The following is a 19572-nucleotide window of genomic DNA, read 5'->3' as shown; positions in this document are numbered from 1 at the left end:
TGAGATTAAATAAAATGATAACGCAACCACAAGGGGAGCTTTAAAGCTGAGAGAGAACGTTATTGTTCGGACCCTTTGAACCTGTTAGTTAGCACTAGCGTAGGGATGTGGTGAGTAAATGCGGATGGTTCGCTGGATTTATGGCTGCCCGATAAAAATCCGTATATTTCACCAATGTCTCCCTTTTGGTTCGTTCTGAAGGAGGCATTTTTATATGCGAAAATTAAGTTTGCAAACACTGATAGAAGTGGCCATACTTGCGGCATTTGCGATGGTGCTGGATCTATTGCCATCATTGCGTTTTGGACCGTCGATTTCCATTTCTTTTGCGATGATCCCAATATTTATCGTTGCCTTTCGCTGGGGATTCGTAGCGGCCAGCCTATCTGGTTTTCTTTGGGGACTTCTACAAATTGCGCTTGGTCAGGCATGGATACTTACCCCTACCCAAGCATTTATTGAATATTTTATTGCTTTTGCTTGTATTGGATTTGCAGGGCTGTTTTATCACCAAGTCAAAGGGAACCTACAAAAGGGACACAAAGGACATGCTTTGTTATGGATGACGATTGCCATATTTGTTGGCGGGGCGACACGTTATTTTTGGCATTTTGTCGCTGGGGTTATCTTCTTTAAGAAGTATGCCATTGAGGCGGGGAAATCACCATTTATTTATTCGCTGGTTACCAATGGCATCACCTATATCGCTGTCTCAATCGCCTGTGCGGTTATTTTGGGATTGATCGTTTCAAAGGCAGGACAAATCATCACCTCGGCGAAACAAATAGGTCAGCAGCGAAGGGCAGGTTAATAAAAGGACAGTCCTCTACCATTTTAGGGGACTGTCCTTTATTCAATCCGGATTGTATTTTTCTATTTTGGATGGTATTGACGCCCTGTTCACGGTAGATTCCTCACGCTTTTTCTTTCCCATCGCCCGTGACCGCTCTTCTCTCGATAGATTCCTCCTATTTTTACTCTCCTATCTGCCGTGAGAATCTGTAGCTAATTATGATTTTGTATTTTGTTTATCTATATTGTATGTCATTTTTCATCATTTACCTGTTCGATTTGACATGGATGTTGTATACTGGAAGAGGAAATAAAATATTCGTGTAACAGACTCGGGTGTCTAGCGCAACTGTTCAAGAGGTTCGAATGAATTCTGGCTGATGTGCCTCTTTTTGAACACGGAATAATAGACTTAAAATGGAAGTTCGGTGTAAATCCGACGCGGTCCCGCCACTGTAAATGGTTGTTGCCTTTTAATCCACTGTACATAGGTTTGTATGGGAAGGGAAGGGCAACGGTAACCATGAGCCAGGACACTGCCTGATTCTGAAACACCATGAACCTACGCGGATAGGGAGGTGTGCAACTTGGCTGGATGGTACTGCTTTGTCAAAAATAAGTATCCATCTACTGTTAATGAGTAGCACCCCTTTTTAATAGGAGGTGTTTTTTTATTGCTTATCCATGGTTATGAGAGAAGACTGCTTTGTAGCGCTATTTTGTAAACACTAGGGGGGACAATACGATCATGAAAAAGATTTATTTGGTTTTATTCACTGCTATCTTATTTTTAGGAATTTTAGCCGGTTGTGGAAATTCAGATGATAACGCTGAAAAAGGAAAGGATAATGCAGACAATACTAAAACAGAACAGACGGAGGAACAGGCTTTTCCGGTAACAGTGACCGATGGGAATGGATATAAATTAACCATTGATGAAAAACCGGAACGAATTGTCTCGGTTTTACCAAGTAATACGGAAATTGCTTTTGACCTGGGACTTGGCGATCAAATTGTTGGTGTATCTGACCATGATGATTTTCCGAAAGAGGCATCCGAAAAGGAAAAAATCGGTGGGCTGGAATTAAATGTGGAAAAAATTCTTTCACTTGATCCGCAATTGGTGCTTGCAGATCAAACCAATGACGAGAAAGCACTTAAACAAATTGAAGAAGCGGGCATTCCGGTATTGGTTGTTGCCAGTGCAAATAACTTTGATGAGGTTTACGATTCAATTCATTTGATTGGACAAGCCACAGGAACACTATATAAGGCTGACCAGATTATTGATGATATGAAGGAAAAATTAACTGCACTTAAGGATAAGGCAAATGCCATTGATAAAGATGACCAAAAAAAGGTTTACATGGAAATTTCCCCATCACCTGATATTTATACCGCTGGAAAAAATACGTTTATGGACGAGCTATTAACAATTATCCATGCGGAAAATGCTGCTGGTGATCAGGAAGGCTGGCCAAAAATAAATGAGGAACAGGCTATTGCAAGCAATCCGGATGTGATTATTACAACATACGGTTCATATGTGGACGATCCCGTTGCCGAAATAACCCAAAGAGATGGCTGGGAGGATGTATCAGCAGTTAAAAACGAACAAATTTATGATGTGGACGAAGATCTGGTTAACCGTCCAGGTCCACGATTGGTTGATGGTGTTGAGGAACTTGGAAAAGTGATTTATCCAGATGTATTCGATGACTAAGCGGATTACAGCGTACGGGATACTGTTTGTGATACTGGTTGTTTCCATGTTAATGGGCATTTCAATTGGAACAGTTCAGGTACCTGTTACAACTATTCTGAAGACTATTTTTGCTGCTATCTCACATACATCTATCTCCGATTCGGTGGATCCGATGTATGAAAATATTGTGATGAATGTACGCTTGCCACGAGTTATGTTATCGGGAATTATCGGAGCCTCGTTAGCGATTGCGGGTGCAGCCTTTCAGGGATTATTAAGAAATCCATTGGCAGACCCGTATACGCTGGGGGTTTCCTCCGGTGCTAGTGTTGGGGCAGTGTTGACAATTTTTTTGCATTTATCATTACCGTTTTTAGGGCTGTATACATTGCCGGTATTAAGTGTGGTGGCCTCGTTTTTGACGATTTTTTTGGTGCTCTTCTTTGCCAAACGGGTCGACCGTAGTATGCGGGTGGAAACGATTATTTTGACCGGTGTCATCTTTAGTTCGTTCCTTGGTGCCCTTATCTCATTAATGATTGCATTAACCGGTGATGAGTTACGACAGATCATCGGCTGGTTACTTGGAAGTGTGTCCATGCGGGGATGGGATTACGTATGGATTATCCTGCCATTCTTTATTGTGGGAGCTGGTATTCTAATGCTGCATGCTACCGAATTAAATGCCATGTCATTCGGTGAACAACAAGCGAAACATTTAGGTGTTAACGTGGAACGAAAAAAGATGAATGTGTTGATTGCAGGATCGATACTAACCGGTGCAGCCGTGGCGGTTTCCGGGACGATTGGATTTGTCGGACTTGTCATTCCACATTTTATTCGTATTATTTGGGGACCGGATCATAAGCATTTACTTCCATTATCCATTTTAGCTGGTGCGGGCTTCCTGATCTTAGCTGATCTGGTGTCCCGAACGATAATTGCCCCGTCTGAATTACCGATTGGTGTTATTACTGCTTTGATCGGAGCACCTATATTTGCGGTTATTCTGATCAGGAGGAGAAATTGAATTTTTCGGGATTCTCCGCAGTAAGGTCGAAGAAGAACAACATGAGGCGGGAAGAGTTACCGGAAAACGGGAAAGATCAACTAGGGCTGGTAACTTGCCTTTAGTTAAACAGAAAGGAAGTAGCAATAACATGATTAATGTCCAAAATGTCTCAGGCGGTTATGCAAATAAGATCATCTTGCACAATATTTCCTTTCAAGTGGAAGAGGGAGAGTTTTTTGGAATTATTGGGCCTAATGGGAGTGGAAAAACTACACTATTAAATATGATTAATGGCATTCTGTCTGCTTATCAGGGTGAAATTACACTGAATGAAAAGCCGGTTACTGCTTATTCGGCCAAGGATTTTGCTCGTTGGGTTGCTGTCTTGCCACAGCATACGTCGCAAACATTCAACTACACGGTCAAAGAAACGGTTGCACTTGGCCGGTATGCCCATCAGAAAGGACTCTTCCAATCATTTTCTGAAGCGGATGAACAGGTTGTCCGGGATGTGATGGACAAGACCGGTGTCATTACGTATCAGGATGCATTACTGGATCAATTATCTGGCGGAGAACGGCAGCGTGCTTATTTGGCACAGGCCCTTGCACAGCAGCCAAAAATTCTGTTACTTGATGAGCCGACCAATCATCTGGATTTAGCTTATCAAAAGGAATTACTTGATTTACTCAAACAATGGACTGCAAGCAAGACATTAACCGTTATTTCCATCTTCCATGATTTAAATCTTGCCAGTATCTATTGTGATCGTTTATTATTGCTGCACCGTGGGCAGACGAAAATTTGTGATCATCCCGATGTGGTATTAAAGACTAAAACGGTTCAGGAAGTTTATCAAACAAAGGTGGAAAAGCATCCACACCCACGAATTCCTAAGCCACAAATGATGATCGTTCCGGAAAAACTGCCTGCGGAAAAAAATCTACCCGTTGTGAATGAAAAACTGTTGCAAGTAAACGATCAGATGATTTATCTTAAGGCGCCGCTTCCATTAAAAGTGATGTCATCTGGTGTAACCGGTTCAGGGATGGGCTGGTATCGAACATTTGTGAATCGCCATGTGGATAAAGATTATGCTGAACTGGATTATCAGCAGGAAATGATGAATTATTTAACGTCTTACGATTTCGACCCGAATGAAACGGTGGGGATGATGACGGCGGTCAACGTAACCGATGTAGCTTATCAATTTTTGTCAACCCCTGATTGTTCGGTGTTTATTGTTGTGACTGCGGGTAGCGGCAATGCAGTTGATGTGGCATATGGAGGGGAACACGGCTTTTGTCAGAACTTGTCACCTGGTACGATTAATACGTGGGTGTTTGTAAACGGAACACTAACCGACACTGCATTTATCCAATCCATGATGACTGCGACAGAAGCAAAGGTAAAGGCATTGTATGATAACGGTGTATTGGATGAGATGACGGGGACACTGGCTACAGGAACCTCTACCGATAGTATCTTGATTGCAGCTACCCAACTTGGTTCGGAATTGTCTTTTGGCGGTTCAATTACACCGCTGGGAAGCCTCATTGGCAAAGGTGTTTATATGTGTACAAAGCAAGCACTTCTTAATGCCAAGGGGAACCAATCATGATTTATCATATATCGGCGATGGTTCTTGCCAGTATCATCGATTGGCTTATTGGTGATCCAAAAGGCTGGCCACATCCGGTAAAGGGATTTGGCAAGTTGATCACTTGGCTGGATAACCATTTGAATCGAGGTAACCGTCGTAAAATAAACGGTATGTTCATGGTTGGAATTGTTGCGAGTATTGTATTGTTTAGCAGTTTGTTCCTTGTATTGCTTAGTTACTATCTACACCCGATTTTTGGAATGATAGCAGAAGGATGTTTGATTGCGACAACAATTTCAGCCAACAGTTTACGAAAGGCAGCACTTGAAGTTTACTCGCCATTAAATCAACAAGATATACCGATGGCAAGAAAAAAGCTGTCATGTATCGTGGGACGTGATACGGATCAGTTGCAAGAAACAGACATTATCCGCGGAGCGGTTGAAACGGTAGCAGAAAATACAAATGATGGAATTACGGCGCCTTTATTCTGGGGTTTGCTTGGCGGTGCGCCGTTCGCACTGGTTTATCGGGCTGTCAACACGTGTGATTCAATGGTGGGCTATCAAAATGACCGCTACCAGGAGTTTGGGTATGCATCGGCAAAGCTTGATGATATCCTTAATTGGATTCCCGCCCGTTTAACCGCCCTGACAATGCTGCTGGTGGTACAACCTGTCTATGAAACACGCCGAACCGCTTTAACTATGTTATTAAGGGATGCCCATAAGCATAAAAGCCCGAACAGTGGGTGGGGCGAGGCGGCGGTCGCTTCCTTGTTGGGCATTCAGCTTGGCGGGGTAAATACATATCAAGGGGAATTATCCATTGCCGAACGAATGGGAAATGCTCGTCAACCATTAAAACAGACGCATATTTTACAAACAATTACGATTATGCAGCGAACGGCTAGCCTATTTCTTCTTATTTTATTGATTGGAGGCGTTACGATTGGCCTGGCCATTACATGGATCGAACCCATATTACGTGTATGAACATATGTGTTTAACGATGCCTGATACAGTAGTAGATTTTAGCGTGAACCTCAATCCGTTTGGTCCACCTGAATCATTGAAACAGCATTGGGACGGTTGGTTTGATAAGATAACTGATTACCCGGATCCTGATGGAAGACAATTGAAAAAGCAGATTGCCGAAACAGCGCAAATTTCAGAATCAGCCATTTTATTGGGAAACGGTGGAGCGGAACTTATTTCATTATTGGCGCAGTTTTTTCAAAGGAAACGAATTTTGATTATCGATCCATCATTTTCCGAATATGAACGTATGTGTCAAACGTACAACTGTCAGATTTCCCACTTTACTTTGAGGGAAAATGATTGGAAATTGCCGTTAGATGAAATGAATAAACAGATCAAGGAAAATGATGTATTGTTTCTCTGTCATCCCAATAATCCTACGGGTATCAGTTATACCATCGAAGAACTTCTAAAAATAGCAACGTTATGCAAAAAAAACGATTGTTATCTGGTAATTGATGAAGCGTTTTATGATTTTCTCCTAGATCCCAAAACAATTGTCGGTTTCCTTCGAGATTTTTCCAATGTCATTATTCTCCGGTCATTGACAAAAATGTACGCGATTGCCGGACTTCGATTGGGCTATATGCTGGCCGCACCATCTTTGATTGAACGTTTTCGTCGTTATCAAGTACATTGGAATGTTAATGCCCTTGCAATAGCGGCCGGAATAAAATGTTTGCAGACAACCGATTATGTACAGCGGACGCAGGAATTTATTGGCGAGGAACGTGGACGCCTATTTTCAGTATTACGGAAGAATGGCTATCAAATGTCCAACAGTGACGTCAATTTTTATTTGTTGCGTGATCCGCAATTGGATGAGCAATTACCTTTGTTTCGCTTTTTGTTGGAACGTGGTCTTGTACCCCGGCATACGGCCAATTATCGTGGGTTAAACGGCCGCTGGTTACGATTTTCGATTAAACAGGCTGAGCAAAATGATCGGTTGATGGAGGAGCTAATCAAATGGAAAAGCACGGACTGATTTTTATTACGGGTGGCGCCAGAAGCGGAAAAAGCACATTTGCCGAGCAATATGCGGTTCGTTATGCGCAGGACGCCGACGGATATCTGTGTTATCTTGCTACTTCGGAACCTGAAGATACGGAGATGCAACAGCGGATTACCCTCCATCAGCGGCAACGGGAAAAACAGAACTGGAAAACCATTGAGTGTCCTATTTATATTGCTTCTATTGTGGATCGTGTAAGTGAGCAGGATATTGTATTGTTGGATTGCCTCACCATTTTGTTGACAAATGAATTATTCTCCAGCAATCTGTCGGAAAATGATTGGGCAAGTACGGATTATCAGCAAGCTGTAAGCAAACATATTTTAACTGATATTTTACGGATCCAGTTTAAAGCCCAGGCACTGATCATTGTCTCAAATGAGGTATTAAATGAACCTTTAAGCAATAACGCCATGGTCAACGTATATAGCAAAATACTTGGGCAATTACATCAATATCTGGTGAAAAATGCCAATGAAGCATATGTAATCGAATCAGGTATACCAATCATGATGAAGGGAGAGAGGACCAAATGAACGGCATCATGATTCAGGGGACCGCTTCTAATGTTGGGAAAAGTCTCATTGTTACAGCCTTGTGTCGTATCATTACCAACCTGGGCTATTCCGTTGCTCCATTTAAATCACAAAATATGTCCAACTTTACACAAAAGCTTGCAGACGGTTTGGAAATTTCCCGTGCACAAGTGATTCAAGCCGAGGCAGCAAAACAGGCACCAACTGTATGGATGAATCCGATTGTACTAAAGCCGACATCCGAAAAATCTGCGGAGACAATCATTTTGGGAAAATCACTGGGAACGGTAGGTGGACATAACTACAGAGGGGATTATTATGAAATGGGCATGGCAGCAATTAAACAATCATTGATGGCGCTGGATAAGCACGATGTCATCATTATGGAAGGGGCAGGGAGTCCGGTTGAAATGAATTTGCGTGACAAGGAATTGGTGAACATGTCGATCGCAACGCTTGCTGATGTCCCGGTTATACTTGTTGCTGATATTGAACGAGGAGGCGTGTTTGCCAGTATTGTTGGCACATTGGCGCTCCTTACTGCTCCAGAACGTGAACGGGTACAAGGCATTATCATCAATAAATTTACGGGTGAACCGGGTACTTTTATGGATGGTATTCAATGGATCGAAAAGTATACCGGATTACCGGTTTTAGGTGTTATCCCCCGTGTGCAGCATGCGATTGCAGCTGAGGATGCACTATCCGGACAAATACAGCCAGATGTGACCAGAGTACCTGAAACAGGGGATCGTTATGAGGATTTAGCAGCAAAACTGGGTAACTATTTGGATGGAAACCGGATCCTGGATATCATCAAGCGGCGAGATGTAAGATGAAAGCATACATATCTGGACTTATTATTGTTATCCAATTTTTTAGTATACTACCAATTACAAAAGAAATCCCAATGACACCAAAAAATCTGGATCGTGCAGTTCGTATGTTTCCAGTGTTTGGTATGTTTTTAGGGCTGGCTTATTCCGGTGTATTGTACGGGCTGCTGCAAGGCACACCATTTTCTCCACTGGCTGTTGCTTTTTGTCTTTGGCTCCTGCCGATTGTATTGACTGGTGGCATTCATCTGGATGGCTGGATGGACAGTTGTGATGCCTACTTTTCCTATCGTGATGTTCATAAGCGTTTGGAAATACTTAAGGATCCACGAGTTGGCGCCTTTGGTGTATTAAGTGTGATCGTCCCGCTTGGTGCCAGGTTTTTGTTTATCTATGAAATTATTTTATTACATACACCGTTAACCTATCTTTTAGTGGGAGTTATTCCGGTATTGAGCCGCATGGCAATGGGGATGATGCTAAGGCTCGTTCCCGTGGCAAAGCAATCCGGGCTTGGTTACACGTTTCAACAAGCATGTACGTCAACAACACTATGGAATTATTGGATTATATTGGTGCCGGTTCTGATCGTATTATTTGCTTTTTCGTCCAAGGGTGGACTGCTTGTGATGCTGATGTTTGCAGGAACGCTCATCTTATTTTTAGGCTTGCGGAAAAAAGCTGTCAAGTGGTTTGGTGGCATAACCGGTGATATTGTCGGTGCATCGGTGGAAGGAGTGGAAGTCTATTTATGGATGATGGTGTGGCTATTTCATTACTTCGCCATGGGATGACCGAGGAAAACCAGCGGGGTGCGTATATTGGCTGGACGGACGTATCGTTAAGTACAGAAGGAAAAGGAATCCTTAAACGAAACAAACCATGCATGAAGACAGTTGATCAATTGTTTTCGAGTGATTTGCGGCGTTGTTTGGAAACGGCGGCGATTCTATTTCCCAATCTTCCTATTCAAAAACGTACAGCCTTCAGAGAAATGAATTTTGGCTTATGGGAGGGGAGAACCTATGAGGAATTAAAGCAGCTTACGTCCTATCGTCAATGGCTGGATGATCCGTTTCATTGTCATCCGGATGGTGGAGAAACATTTACGGTCTTTGAAAAACGGGTTGTGGCAGGATTTGCATTAGTCAAAGACAAAATGATGGATACGAATGCAAAAGAGAGTGTAATCGTAACACATGGCGGGGTTATTCGCCTATTATTATCTACTATATGCAATCGGTCATTTTTTAACTGGAAGATTCCCTATGGTGGGGGGTATCGGTTAATCTGGACAAAAGACGATTTTAGGAGGGGTGACAAATGCATGTCATTACAGGAGGTTCCTATAACGGAAAATCAGCGTGGGTGAAAACGCACTACCAATTGGATAAACAGCGATCATTTCGCTGGATTTCCGCTTACCGTGGCAACAAATGTCCTCAAGTCATGGATGTCAATGATGATATACTTATTCTTTCCGGGGTCGAGCTATGGGTTCAGCAGTTGTTAAAAACAAGTGATTTTGCTGCCATCCGCGAAGTAGGAACCAACATGATTGAGGAATGGCTGAAATGGGAACAGCAATCACTCATTCGTCATCTTGTCGTGATTGGCTCAGATATTTCCAAAGGGATTGTGCCACTGGAGAGAGAAATGCGCGAATACCGGGATGCGGCAGGCTGGTTTTTTCAAGATCTGGTTGTCAATTGTTCCAGATTTGATTTACTCTGGTATGGAATTGCTCGGCGAATGAAATAGAAAGGAGATCGTTATGAAGAGAGATGTATTAATCGAGCCATTTGATCAACATATCGACATCGTGATTGCCTGTGATAATAGTGGTGCTATCGGGGAAAAGCCAGACGATGTCGTATCTGTTTCCTATGATCTTGCTGCTTACTTTGCCTTTCGAGTTGCCTTTATGGAATGTGTCGCTTCCGGAGGAGTTCCTTTCGCTGTTATCCTGCAAAATTTCAATGGTGATGCGGCATGGATGTCACTTGTAAAAGGCATTCAGCGTGGCATGAAGGAATCAGAACAAAAACTGCGGATTACTGGTAGTACGGAATCAAATTTTTCACTTAACCAATCAGCTCAAGGTGTAACGGTTTTAGGCAAGAAACCGCGACAGCCGGGGCAAGCGATTCCTGAAGAAGATCAGGAGCTTGGGGTTGCAGTTATCGGAAGTCCACTTGTTGGCGAAGAAGTTATCACGGAACAAAATAAAATCGCCCCATTACATATGTTTCGGTGGTATTGTGAACATAAAGCGGTGTTAGCGGTAGTGCCAGTTGGATCAAAAGGTATCATCCACGAGTTAAACCAACTGTTTCCAGAGAAAAGCTATCATTTTTCAGCTAATGTTGATTTACATAAATCAGCAGGCCCTGCAACTTGTTTTATCATTGTTTATGAACCATTGGTTACTGTAGAAGAACTTAAAGGAGATGCTGAGGATTTATTCCATAAAGTATGTTTAACTAAAATCCAAAAATAGAATAACAATATATTTTATTCGCCGGGAAATGACCCGGTTTTTTAATGCGATAAATTCCCCTCTATTTAAACGTAATTTGAAATAAATCCATGCATGTTGAATTTATATGCATGACAGTATCTTTCAGTCCAGTTTATACAGTGATATGACATTAAAAAGTGTAATTTTTTTAAAAGCGAATCTTTCGTACAAACAGTGAATACGTATTAGTTAATACAAGTTAAGGGGGACTTTTGTAATGCCAAAGGATTTAAAAAAATGGATAGGCATGATTTTAATGATATCTCTCATTGTTATTGGACTTGCTGCCTGTGGATCTAAATCAAGTGGTGAAGGTGAATTAAAGGATGAATATACTGTTGCCACTGACACCTCGTTTGTACCGTTTGAATTTAAAGAGGATGGTGAATACGTTGGCTTTGATATCGATCTGATTAACGCGATTGCTGATGAAGTCGGTTTTAAAATCAACTTGGAAACGACCAATTTTGATGGGATTATTCCTGGATTACAAACCGGAAAATTTGATATTGCATTGGCGGGGATTGGTATTACAGATGAACGAGCCAAAAAAATTGACTATAGTGATCCATACTATGAATCTGGTTTACGGATTGGGGTTGCTGCTGATAATGATGAGATTAAGGAAATGGATGATTTGGAAGGAAAAACAATTGCAACAAGATTAGGGTCAACCAGTTCGGCATACATTGATGAAACTATCGATGGGGCTACGGCGAACCAGTATGAGCAGCTGGATCAAGCATATTTGGCAGTAGAAAACGGCAGTGCGGATGCGATTCTCTACGATGCACCAAATGTTCAGTATTACATTAATACAAAAGGTGATGGCAGCCTGAAAGTGGTCGGTGATTTGTATGAGGCAGAAAATTATGGAATTGCATTTGCCAAGGGTCAGGATGATTTAGTTAAAGCGGTAAATGAGGCATTATCTACTTTGAAAGAAAATGGGACGTACGATGAAATTTATGAAAAGTGGTTTGGTGAAAAACCTGAGTCATAAAAGCAAATTGATAGAAAGGGTATAACTTGTTCGTTATACCCTTTACGTACCAAGGCATAGAGAGGTGAAAAGATGATAGGACGATTTAATTGGGCAGGTGTTATTGATTTTCTCCCGCAAATTGTACAAGGTTTATATTATACGCTTCTCATTTCCGTACTGGGACTTTTTATTGGTTTTATTTTGGGAGCTATTTTCGGACTCGGACGCATTGCCAGGAACAAAGTAATTTATTGGATTGCGAGTATCTACATTGAGGTCATCCGTGGAACGCCGGTACTTGTACAAGCTATCTGGATATTTTATGCCTTACCATTAATTATTGGACATACATTCGAATCAGTTACAGCCGGTGTCATCGTCATTGCCTTAAATTCGGGTGCCTATATTGCTGAGATTGTCCGCGGTGCAGTACAGTCGATTGAAAAAGGACAGATGGAGGCAGGGCGTTCACTCGGTTTGGATCACGGAAAAACGATGCGTTATGTGATCTGGACTCAAGCATTTAAACGGATGATTCCGCCACTTGGCAATCAGTTTATTATTAGTATTAAAGATACCTCACTTTTATCCGTTATTCTTGTTCCAGAGCTGATTTTTCAGGGACGATTGATTGCAGCCAATCACTTTAATGCAGTAGAAATTTACACAACCGTTGCCATGTTTTATTTGGTGATTACTTTAATTCTATCCTTTATTTTACGGTTTGTGGAAAGAAGGTTGGATATTCAATGATTGAGGTGAAAAATTTATACAAAAAGTTTGGGGATTTGGAAGTATTAAAAGGAATTAACTGTCAAATTGCCGAACAAGAAGTTGTTTGTGTCATTGGCCCAAGTGGTTCCGGCAAAAGTACCTTCTTACGCTGTTTGAATATGCTGGAGGAAATGACCAGTGGTGATATTGTCGTCAATGGTCATCATTTAAATGATCCCAAAACAAATATTAATATAGTGCGTACCGAGGTAGGTATGGTTTTTCAACAGTTTAATTTATTCCCACATCGTTCAGTTATGGAAAATATTATGCTGGCACCCAGGAAAGTTCTAAAACTGAGTAATCAAGAAACAAGAGATCGTGCTGTTAACTTATTGGGAAAAGTTGGCCTAAGTGATAAAGCAGACATGTATCCCAGCCAATTATCAGGCGGCCAGCAACAGCGCGTGGCGATTGCCCGGGCACTTGCCATGGAGCCGAAAGTCATGCTATTTGATGAACCGACATCCGCGCTCGATCCGGAATTGGTTGGCGAGGTGCTTGAAGTCATGAAACAACTGGCTATTGAGGGAATGACCATGGTTGTGGTCACACATGAAATGGGCTTTGCCAGAGAGGTAGGGGACAGGGTGTTGTTTATGGACGAGGGGGTCATTATGGAAGAAGGGGATCCGCAGAAGATATTTACCAATCCCGAGTCTGAACGAACACAAGGATTTTTGAATAAAATTTTATAACATATGGGGACAGTTCCCTGCCAAATTAACATATAAACGGCAGGAGACTGTCCTTTGTTTAATAGTTGGACTTTTCGGGTAATCATCATTCAAAAGTCATTTTTAACCGAGGAGGAGTTTGATGGATCATGAAAAAGAGGAGAAGAGGCGATTCAAACGACAAAATAAAAAGAAGAAACACAAACTGCATAGAGATGACATTACTGTTGTAGATAAAGATGTCGCAAAAAAAGCGGTGGTAGCAACCGCGATGGGCAATGCTATGGAATGGTTTGACTTTGGGATTTACTCATATCTTGCAGCAACCATTGGAAAGGTGTTTTTCTCAGAAGCTGCAAGTGGAACACAGTTGATTTTTAGTTTTGCCACGTTTGCTGTTGCCTTTCTTGTTCGCCCGATTGGAGGCATGTTTTTTGGAATGCTAGGGGATCGATTGGGTAGAAAAAAGATTTTGGCTATCACACTGATCATGATGGCGCTTGCAACACTTGGCATTGGTATTATACCCAGTTATGCATCGATTGGTATTACTGCACCGATTTTGCTTTTGATCGCCCGGCTGGTACAGGGATTTTCAACTGGTGGCGAATACTCCGGCGCCATGACATTTATTGCTGAGTCTGCTCCAGATAAAAAACGTGGCATCATGGCTAGTGGATTGGAAGTTGGCACACTTGTCGGCTATATTGGCGGCTCAGGTATTGTGACACTATTAACTTTTATCTTAGGGTCAGAGACAATGCTTGCCTGGGGATGGCGAATTCCATTCTTAATTGCTGCACCAATTGGTTTTATTGGGTTATATTTGCGAACCCATTTAGAAGAATCACCAGCTTTTGAGAAGATGGAGCAAGAAAAGGAAAAGGCAGAAGAAGCAGATTCTGCACATCATGTTTCAATGAAAGATATTCTTATTCATCATCGCAGGCCATTGTTGATCGGACTAATTATCGTGTTTTTCTATAATGTGATTGACTATACCGTATTGACCTATATGCCTTCCCATTTAACAGCTGTACTCGGTTATGGTGAGACAAAAGGGTTGTTGTTGATATTGATCGTTATGTTTATTATGGTTCCATTGGTCATTCTGATGGGACACTTTGGTGACCGGATAGGGAATAAACGGATTATTCAGGGGAGCTTAATCGGGGTGATTATCCTTGCAATTCCTGCCTTTATGTTAATTGACAGCGGTAATAATTGGCTGGTATTTGCCGGATTACTCGTCTTGGCTTTTTTGCTTGCTGCTCTACAAGGAACCATGCCATCTCAATTACCTTCATTGTTTTTTACGAATGTAAGATATGGCGGTCTGGCGATTACGTACAATATTTCCACCTCCCTGTTTGGTGGTACAGCACCACTCTTGATAGCCTGGCTTGTTGATATTACCGCGAGCAATTTGGCACCGGCCTATTACGTTGTATTTGCCTCTTTAGTAGGTATTGTGGTTGTTAGCTTTTTCCTTCAAAACACCTCTGGTAAACCATTACGCGGCTCCCCACCGGCAGTTGAGGAAAAACAGGAGATTCAGGAAGTACTGCAGGATGCTGAAGAAGATGGCTTATGGTGGCATGAAGAAAAACAGAAAATTGATGAACATATTAGTGAATTTGAAAACGGTCAGAAAGGCTAGAAAAAAGGAGGTACAATCCCATGTTGGATTTGTACCTCTTTTTTGGATCTGGATGTAAATCTAAGAGGAATTTGAAGAGATTAACGTTGTTTCAATATACGGATATCACTTTCATGTTCGTTGGAGCGCAAAGAAAGTGTTTCGATTATTTTTTCATGACGATGATTGCTTTGGACCAATGCATCAAGGGTTTCTGAATTAAGGGCTATTTGCTCATAGTTACGATTAACGGTTCTTTTTAGCTCATCCAAATCATCTTTTATCGGAACAAGGTTATCTTTGGTAGCCATATGATCGAGATCGGATTTTGAAGCCATGGAAGCCAGGTCATCTTTGGTAGCCATATGATTGAGATCGGATTTTGAAGCCATGGAAGCCAAATCCTCTTTAGTAACCATGTTATTGAGATCCTCTTTGGTAGCCACAGAAGCCAGATCTTCCTTAGTTGCCATATTACCGAGACTGGATTTAATATCTTTGATTTCTTAAGCCAATTGCTCAAGAATTTGCTCGCTCATCCTAACACCTCCTTCTTCCAAAAATTAAATCTGCCTATAATATATCATGGTCGCGTATGTTACACAATTCGCCAAAAATCCTCAGAGATGTATTAAAATTTGATAATACAAGCCACATTAACAAGGAAAATCTAAAAATCAATGTCAATAACGTAAATTTAAGTTTCATAGCGATACAGAAACATAAAAGTATGTAATTGGCAAATCATTTCAAGCACCCATAAAAACGCGTTCGAAACTTCTTTATCAGTGTTTAAACTCATTCCGTCGTAAATGTATATGCCGTTTGCTGGTGGTAGGTTTCTCCGGGGTTCAGCATTATTCCGGGAATACCATGATGATGCAATGACGCGGGGGATGCTTGGGTTTCAAAACAGACCCCAAGATGTTTCCGTGATGACCCACCTTTTAAAGCAATCCCGTCACCCAACCCATTGCCTGTATACATAACCATACCAGGCTGACTGGTTTCAATCGTTAAGAACCGCCCTGCATTTGGTTCATGGACAACCACTTTTTTGGGCTGATTATCCCAGATAAAATAATGATCATACCCTCCACCAGCAATCCGATTTTGCTCAATCGAATCCGTAAAACCATCGCACAATTTTCGACCACCACTAAAATCAAAATTGGTTCCGGCTGCAGTAAATGTTTTCCCGGTTGGTATTAATGCGCCATCAAGTTCCAGAACGCGTGGGGCAGTAAAGGTAACATGATGGTTATCCACTGTTGACTGTAAATCTCCGGATAAATTGAAATAGGAATGGTTGGTTAACGTCAATGGTGTTATTTGGTCGGTTGTTCCCTGATAATCGAGTTCAAGTTTATTTTCCGTGGCATAGAGCGTATAGGTCATGTTAACAAGCACACGACCGGGATACCCGCCATCTTTATCAGGACTTGTGTAAGAAAGTTTTACCCCAACAGCCTGATCATTCCGGAATGGTTTGGCATCCCAGGTAACGGAATGAAACCCATGGGATCCTCCATGTAAATGATGAGGGGCCTCGTTTTTTTCCAATTGATAAGTCTGCCCGCCTAATGAAAACGACGCATGTTCAATTCTGCCAGCTACCCGGCCAATAATTGCTCCGAAAAAATTCGGGTTATCTTTATAATTGGCAACATCCTTGTAGCCCAATACCACGTTTTCCGGCTTATCATCCTTATCGGGAACCTTCATTTCGGTAATGATTCCGCCATAATTCAGGATTTTGACCGACATTCCATGATCATTGGCAAGGGTGTATTCCATCCAGTTATTGTATATGTTCTGTTGCGAAATATTCATCCCGTTACACCTCTTTATTCAATGTGTTAATAAATCGTTCGAATGCTGATTTGTTTTTGAAGACACCGGCATCTTCCAGCACTCGGGAAAATTTCTTGGCCAGTTCGGTTTGTAAAATGGTATCAGCTTGAACAGAGCTCTTAATCGTACCATAAGTGTGTTTCAATTTCTGGGCCCAATCCTGATGGTATGCTGCAACATGAATGATGTCCCCGCCAAGTAAATATTGTCTAATGCCCCGTAGTTCATCCTTGAGCCGGGCAGGGAGAACCGCCAGACCCATCACTTCAATCAGCCCGATGTTTTCCTTTTTAATATGTTGCACGTCGGCATGGGGGTGAAAAATACCCAATGGATGTTCATCAGATATCCGGTTATTCCGTAACACTAAATCTAATTCATGTTTTCCATCACGCATGCGGGCAATTGGTGTGATGGTATTATGCGGTGTGTCACCCGAATAAGCTTCAATATTTGCCCGCGAATCAGTATAAGTGCGCCAAGTCTGCAACACATGATCAGCCGCTTCCAGTAACGGTTCAGCATCGACACTTGTCAGGCGAATGACTGATAATGGCCAGTTCAACACCGAGGCGGTAACTTGATCAAATGATTGTAGTTGGAAACGAAATGCCTCTGTAGCCTTGGTCATCGCAAATTCATACCGGCCACCTTGATAATGGTCATGGCTTAAAATTGACCCACCAACGATTGGTAAATCCGCGTTAGAACCAAGAAAATAGTGCGGAAACTTAGTTGTAAATTGTATGAGCCGTTGAAACGCATTTTTATCAATTTTCATTGGGCGATGTTTTTCAGCAAGAACAATGCAATGTTCGTTGTAATAGACATATGGCGAATACTGCAAATACCAATTTTCCCCCAACAGGTCGACCGGAATCACCCGATGGTTGGACCTTGCTGGATGTCCCGTTCGTCCGGCGTATCCCTCATTTTCCACACATAAGGGACACTTTGGATACGCAACTGTTTGTTTTAATTCCCGTTCACGCTTGATTTGTTCGGGATCTTTTTCCGGTTTGGACAGGTTAATGGTAATATCCATTTCGCCGTATTTTGTATCAGCCTTGAAGTGGATATTTTTCCGAATCCGATTCATTTGAATGTAATTACTGTTTTGGCTAAGTTGGTAAAAATAATCAGTTGCTGCATCCGGTGAATTCCGGACCTTGTTATGAAATATTGATCGGATAACGGATGGACGGGCAACGAAACAGTTCATGATATCCGCTGCCAGCATTTCCTTTTCGTCAAATATATCGTGAATTATTTGTTGGTGAATGGCGTAATCAACCAATTTTCCCAATAAATCGGGTATCTCACCGGTTGTGATTTCTGCTAACCGTTCAGGAAATGCATCCAATTTTAGTAAATGCATTACCTGATTACGAGAATAAATATGGTCAGCAGGTTCGATTAATTGTCGATCGATTGCGGCTTGAACAAGTCCTTCCAAATCTTGATAAATCATAAAAGTTACTCCTCCCCATAGCCATGTGGATGGGACTTATGCCAGTTCCATGCATCTTGCATAATCGTGGTAATCGATGTCCTGGTTGGATTCCAGCCGAGCGTGCGTTTAACCTTGTCAGAACTTGCAATTAATGTGCTTGGGTCACCAGGGCGTCGTTTGCCAATCTCGGCGGGAATAGCTTTGTCAGTAACGGTACGTGCGGTTTGAATCATTTCCTTAACGGAGAATCCCTGGCTGCTTCCAAGATTGAAAATGTCACTTTTACCTCCATTTTGTAAATAATCCAGTGCCTTTACGTGAGCTTGAATCAGGTCCTCGACATGGACATAGTCACGGATGCAAGTTCCATCGGGAGTATGATAGTCATCTCCGAAAATAGTGATGGACTGCCTTTGTCCGAGAGCGGCTTGTAAAATAATGGGGACCAGATGTGTCTCTGGACGGTGATCTTCGCCGATTTCACCTGAGCTCCGGGCACCGGCTACATTAAAATAGCGCAATGAAACATAGCGAATATCATGGGCTTTTTCGGTCCATTTCATGATCTTTTCCATAGTTAATTTAGTTTCACCATAGGCGTTTTCAGGATTTGTGGGCGTTGTTTCAGAAATTGGCACTGTTTCAGGTTCGCCATACGTTGCTGCGGTGGAAGAGAATACAATATGCTTCACATGGTATTCAGCCATCACCCGTAATAAGACCTGTGTACCATAAACATTATTATCAAAATATTTTAGTGGATCCTCCATCGATTCTCCAACTAGTGAATTGGCCGCAAAATGGATCACCGCATCAATCGACTCGTTGTCAAATACCTGACGTAAGAAACTAATGTCACGGATATCTCCCTGATAAAAAGTAGCCTTTGGATGGATCGCTTTCTTATGTCCGGTTTCCAAACTGTCAACAACGACAACCTGTTTTCCTTGATCAATGAGCTGATACACTGCATGCGAACCAATATAGCCGGCACCACCTGGAACTAATATACTCATTTTACTATACTCCCTTGTAGAGGATGTTCAAAAAGTCCGGTAAAAATGACGTGCCCCTGCAAAAGGGGTATGCCGACGCCTGAGCGCAAGCCCGTTTTTAGTCGGCCTTCCTTT

General features: G+C 42.0%; 20 protein-coding genes and 2 riboswitches. Of the genes, 16 read left to right on the top strand and 4 right to left on the bottom strand.

The features are described 5' to 3' along the window. The first annotated feature begins 21 nt into the window (after positions 1-21). A riboswitch (TPP riboswitch) is annotated at positions 22-123 on the top strand. A gap of 91 nt (positions 124-214) precedes the next feature. The 16 genes from thiT to ABRT01_RS01020 all read left to right on the top strand — a co-directional run bounded on the left by thiT (position 215) and on the right by ABRT01_RS01020 (position 15156). Beyond that, a complete protein-coding gene (thiT, locus tag ABRT01_RS01095; RefSeq protein WP_269411651.1) occupies positions 215-811 on the top strand; it encodes an energy-coupled thiamine transporter ThiT in 597 nt (198 codons plus the stop codon). A 344-nt stretch (positions 812-1155) separates the two neighbouring features. Further along, a riboswitch (cobalamin riboswitch) is annotated at positions 1156-1350 on the top strand. A gap of 190 nt (positions 1351-1540) precedes the next feature. Then, on the top strand, positions 1541-2515 hold the full coding sequence (locus tag ABRT01_RS01090; RefSeq protein ID WP_269411652.1) for an ABC transporter substrate-binding protein: 975 nt from the start codon (positions 1541-1543) through the stop codon (positions 2513-2515). After that, entirely contained in the window at positions 2499-3527 is a 1029-nt protein-coding gene (locus tag ABRT01_RS01085; protein ID WP_367746104.1) for a FecCD family ABC transporter permease, read from the top strand. Before ABRT01_RS01090 ends, ABRT01_RS01085 begins: the two co-directional genes overlap by 17 nt. Before the next feature lie 130 nt (positions 3528-3657). Further along, a complete protein-coding gene (locus ABRT01_RS01080; RefSeq protein WP_367746102.1) occupies positions 3658-5130 on the top strand; it encodes an adenosylcobinamide amidohydrolase in 1473 nt (490 codons plus the stop codon). Then, on the top strand, positions 5127-6107 hold the full coding sequence (gene cbiB / locus ABRT01_RS01075) for an adenosylcobinamide-phosphate synthase CbiB (protein WP_367746101.1): 981 nt from the start codon (positions 5127-5129) through the stop codon (positions 6105-6107). Before ABRT01_RS01080 ends, cbiB begins: the two co-directional genes overlap by 4 nt. Beyond that, complete coding sequence (gene cobD / locus ABRT01_RS01070) at positions 6064-7140, top strand: threonine-phosphate decarboxylase CobD (protein ID WP_269411655.1); 1077 nt, start codon at positions 6064-6066, stop codon at positions 7138-7140. The genes cbiB and cobD overlap by 44 nt, the downstream gene beginning before the upstream one ends. Then, positions 7122-7703 (top strand): bifunctional adenosylcobinamide kinase/adenosylcobinamide-phosphate guanylyltransferase, encoded by a 582-nt coding sequence (locus tag ABRT01_RS01065; RefSeq protein ID WP_367746100.1) that lies wholly within the window; start codon positions 7122-7124, stop codon positions 7701-7703. The genes cobD and ABRT01_RS01065 overlap by 19 nt, the downstream gene beginning before the upstream one ends. Then, positions 7700-8542 (top strand): cobyric acid synthase, encoded by an 843-nt coding sequence (locus ABRT01_RS01060; protein WP_269411657.1) that lies wholly within the window; start codon positions 7700-7702, stop codon positions 8540-8542. Before ABRT01_RS01065 ends, ABRT01_RS01060 begins: the two co-directional genes overlap by 4 nt. Beyond that, positions 8539-9333, top strand: coding sequence for an adenosylcobinamide-GDP ribazoletransferase (locus ABRT01_RS01055; RefSeq protein WP_269411658.1), 795 nt, complete (start codon positions 8539-8541; stop codon positions 9331-9333). The genes ABRT01_RS01060 and ABRT01_RS01055 overlap by 4 nt, the downstream gene beginning before the upstream one ends. Then, positions 9291-9911: a histidine phosphatase family protein gene (locus tag ABRT01_RS01050; protein WP_269411659.1), complete on the top strand. Its 621-nt coding sequence runs from the start codon at positions 9291-9293 to the stop codon at positions 9909-9911. Before ABRT01_RS01055 ends, ABRT01_RS01050 begins: the two co-directional genes overlap by 43 nt. Continuing rightward, positions 9863-10300 (top strand): bifunctional adenosylcobinamide kinase/adenosylcobinamide-phosphate guanylyltransferase, encoded by a 438-nt coding sequence (locus ABRT01_RS01045; RefSeq protein WP_269411660.1) that lies wholly within the window; start codon positions 9863-9865, stop codon positions 10298-10300. The genes ABRT01_RS01050 and ABRT01_RS01045 overlap by 49 nt, the downstream gene beginning before the upstream one ends. A 13-nt stretch (positions 10301-10313) precedes the next feature. Continuing rightward, complete coding sequence (locus tag ABRT01_RS01040; RefSeq protein WP_269411661.1) at positions 10314-11039, top strand: ATP-binding protein; 726 nt, start codon at positions 10314-10316, stop codon at positions 11037-11039. A 238-nt stretch (positions 11040-11277) separates the two neighbouring features. Next, complete coding sequence (locus ABRT01_RS01035) at positions 11278-12063, top strand: transporter substrate-binding domain-containing protein (RefSeq protein ID WP_269411662.1); 786 nt, start codon at positions 11278-11280, stop codon at positions 12061-12063. 72 nt (positions 12064-12135) lie between these two features. Further along, positions 12136-12798, top strand: coding sequence for an amino acid ABC transporter permease (locus ABRT01_RS01030; protein ID WP_367746099.1), 663 nt, complete (start codon positions 12136-12138; stop codon positions 12796-12798). Then, positions 12795-13517, top strand: a complete 723-nt coding sequence (locus ABRT01_RS01025; RefSeq protein ID WP_367746098.1) for an amino acid ABC transporter ATP-binding protein — start codon at positions 12795-12797, stop codon at positions 13515-13517. Before ABRT01_RS01030 ends, ABRT01_RS01025 begins: the two co-directional genes overlap by 4 nt. A gap of 121 nt (positions 13518-13638) precedes the next feature. After that, positions 13639-15156: an MFS transporter gene (locus ABRT01_RS01020; RefSeq protein WP_269411665.1), complete on the top strand. Its 1518-nt coding sequence runs from the start codon at positions 13639-13641 to the stop codon at positions 15154-15156. An 80-nt stretch (positions 15157-15236) separates the two neighbouring features. Here the strand turns inward: ABRT01_RS01020 and ABRT01_RS01015 are convergent, their stop codons facing one another. The 4 genes from ABRT01_RS01015 to galE all read right to left on the bottom strand — a co-directional run bounded on the left by ABRT01_RS01015 (position 15237) and on the right by galE (position 19458). Beyond that, positions 15237-15581, bottom strand: coding sequence for a hypothetical protein (locus tag ABRT01_RS01015; RefSeq protein WP_367746096.1), 345 nt, complete (start codon positions 15579-15581; stop codon positions 15237-15239). A gap of 352 nt (positions 15582-15933) precedes the next feature. Continuing rightward, positions 15934-16968 (bottom strand): aldose epimerase family protein, encoded by a 1035-nt coding sequence (locus ABRT01_RS01010; protein WP_269411667.1) that lies wholly within the window; start codon positions 16966-16968, stop codon positions 15934-15936. A 4-nt stretch (positions 16969-16972) separates the two neighbouring features. After that, a complete protein-coding gene (gene galT / locus ABRT01_RS01005; protein ID WP_269411668.1) occupies positions 16973-18460 on the bottom strand; it encodes a UDP-glucose--hexose-1-phosphate uridylyltransferase in 1488 nt (495 codons plus the stop codon). Between the two features lie 5 nt (positions 18461-18465). Continuing rightward, positions 18466-19458: a UDP-glucose 4-epimerase GalE gene (gene galE, locus ABRT01_RS01000; RefSeq protein WP_269411669.1), complete on the bottom strand. Its 993-nt coding sequence runs from the start codon at positions 19456-19458 to the stop codon at positions 18466-18468. Positions 19459-19572 lie beyond the last annotated feature (114 nt).

It is taken from the genome of Lentibacillus sp. L22, from assembly GCF_040812445.1.
Classification (GTDB): Bacteria; Bacillota; Bacilli; order Bacillales; family Amphibacillaceae; genus Lentibacillus_C; species Lentibacillus_C daqui.
This window is presented reverse-complemented; position numbering and strand designations above follow the sequence as displayed.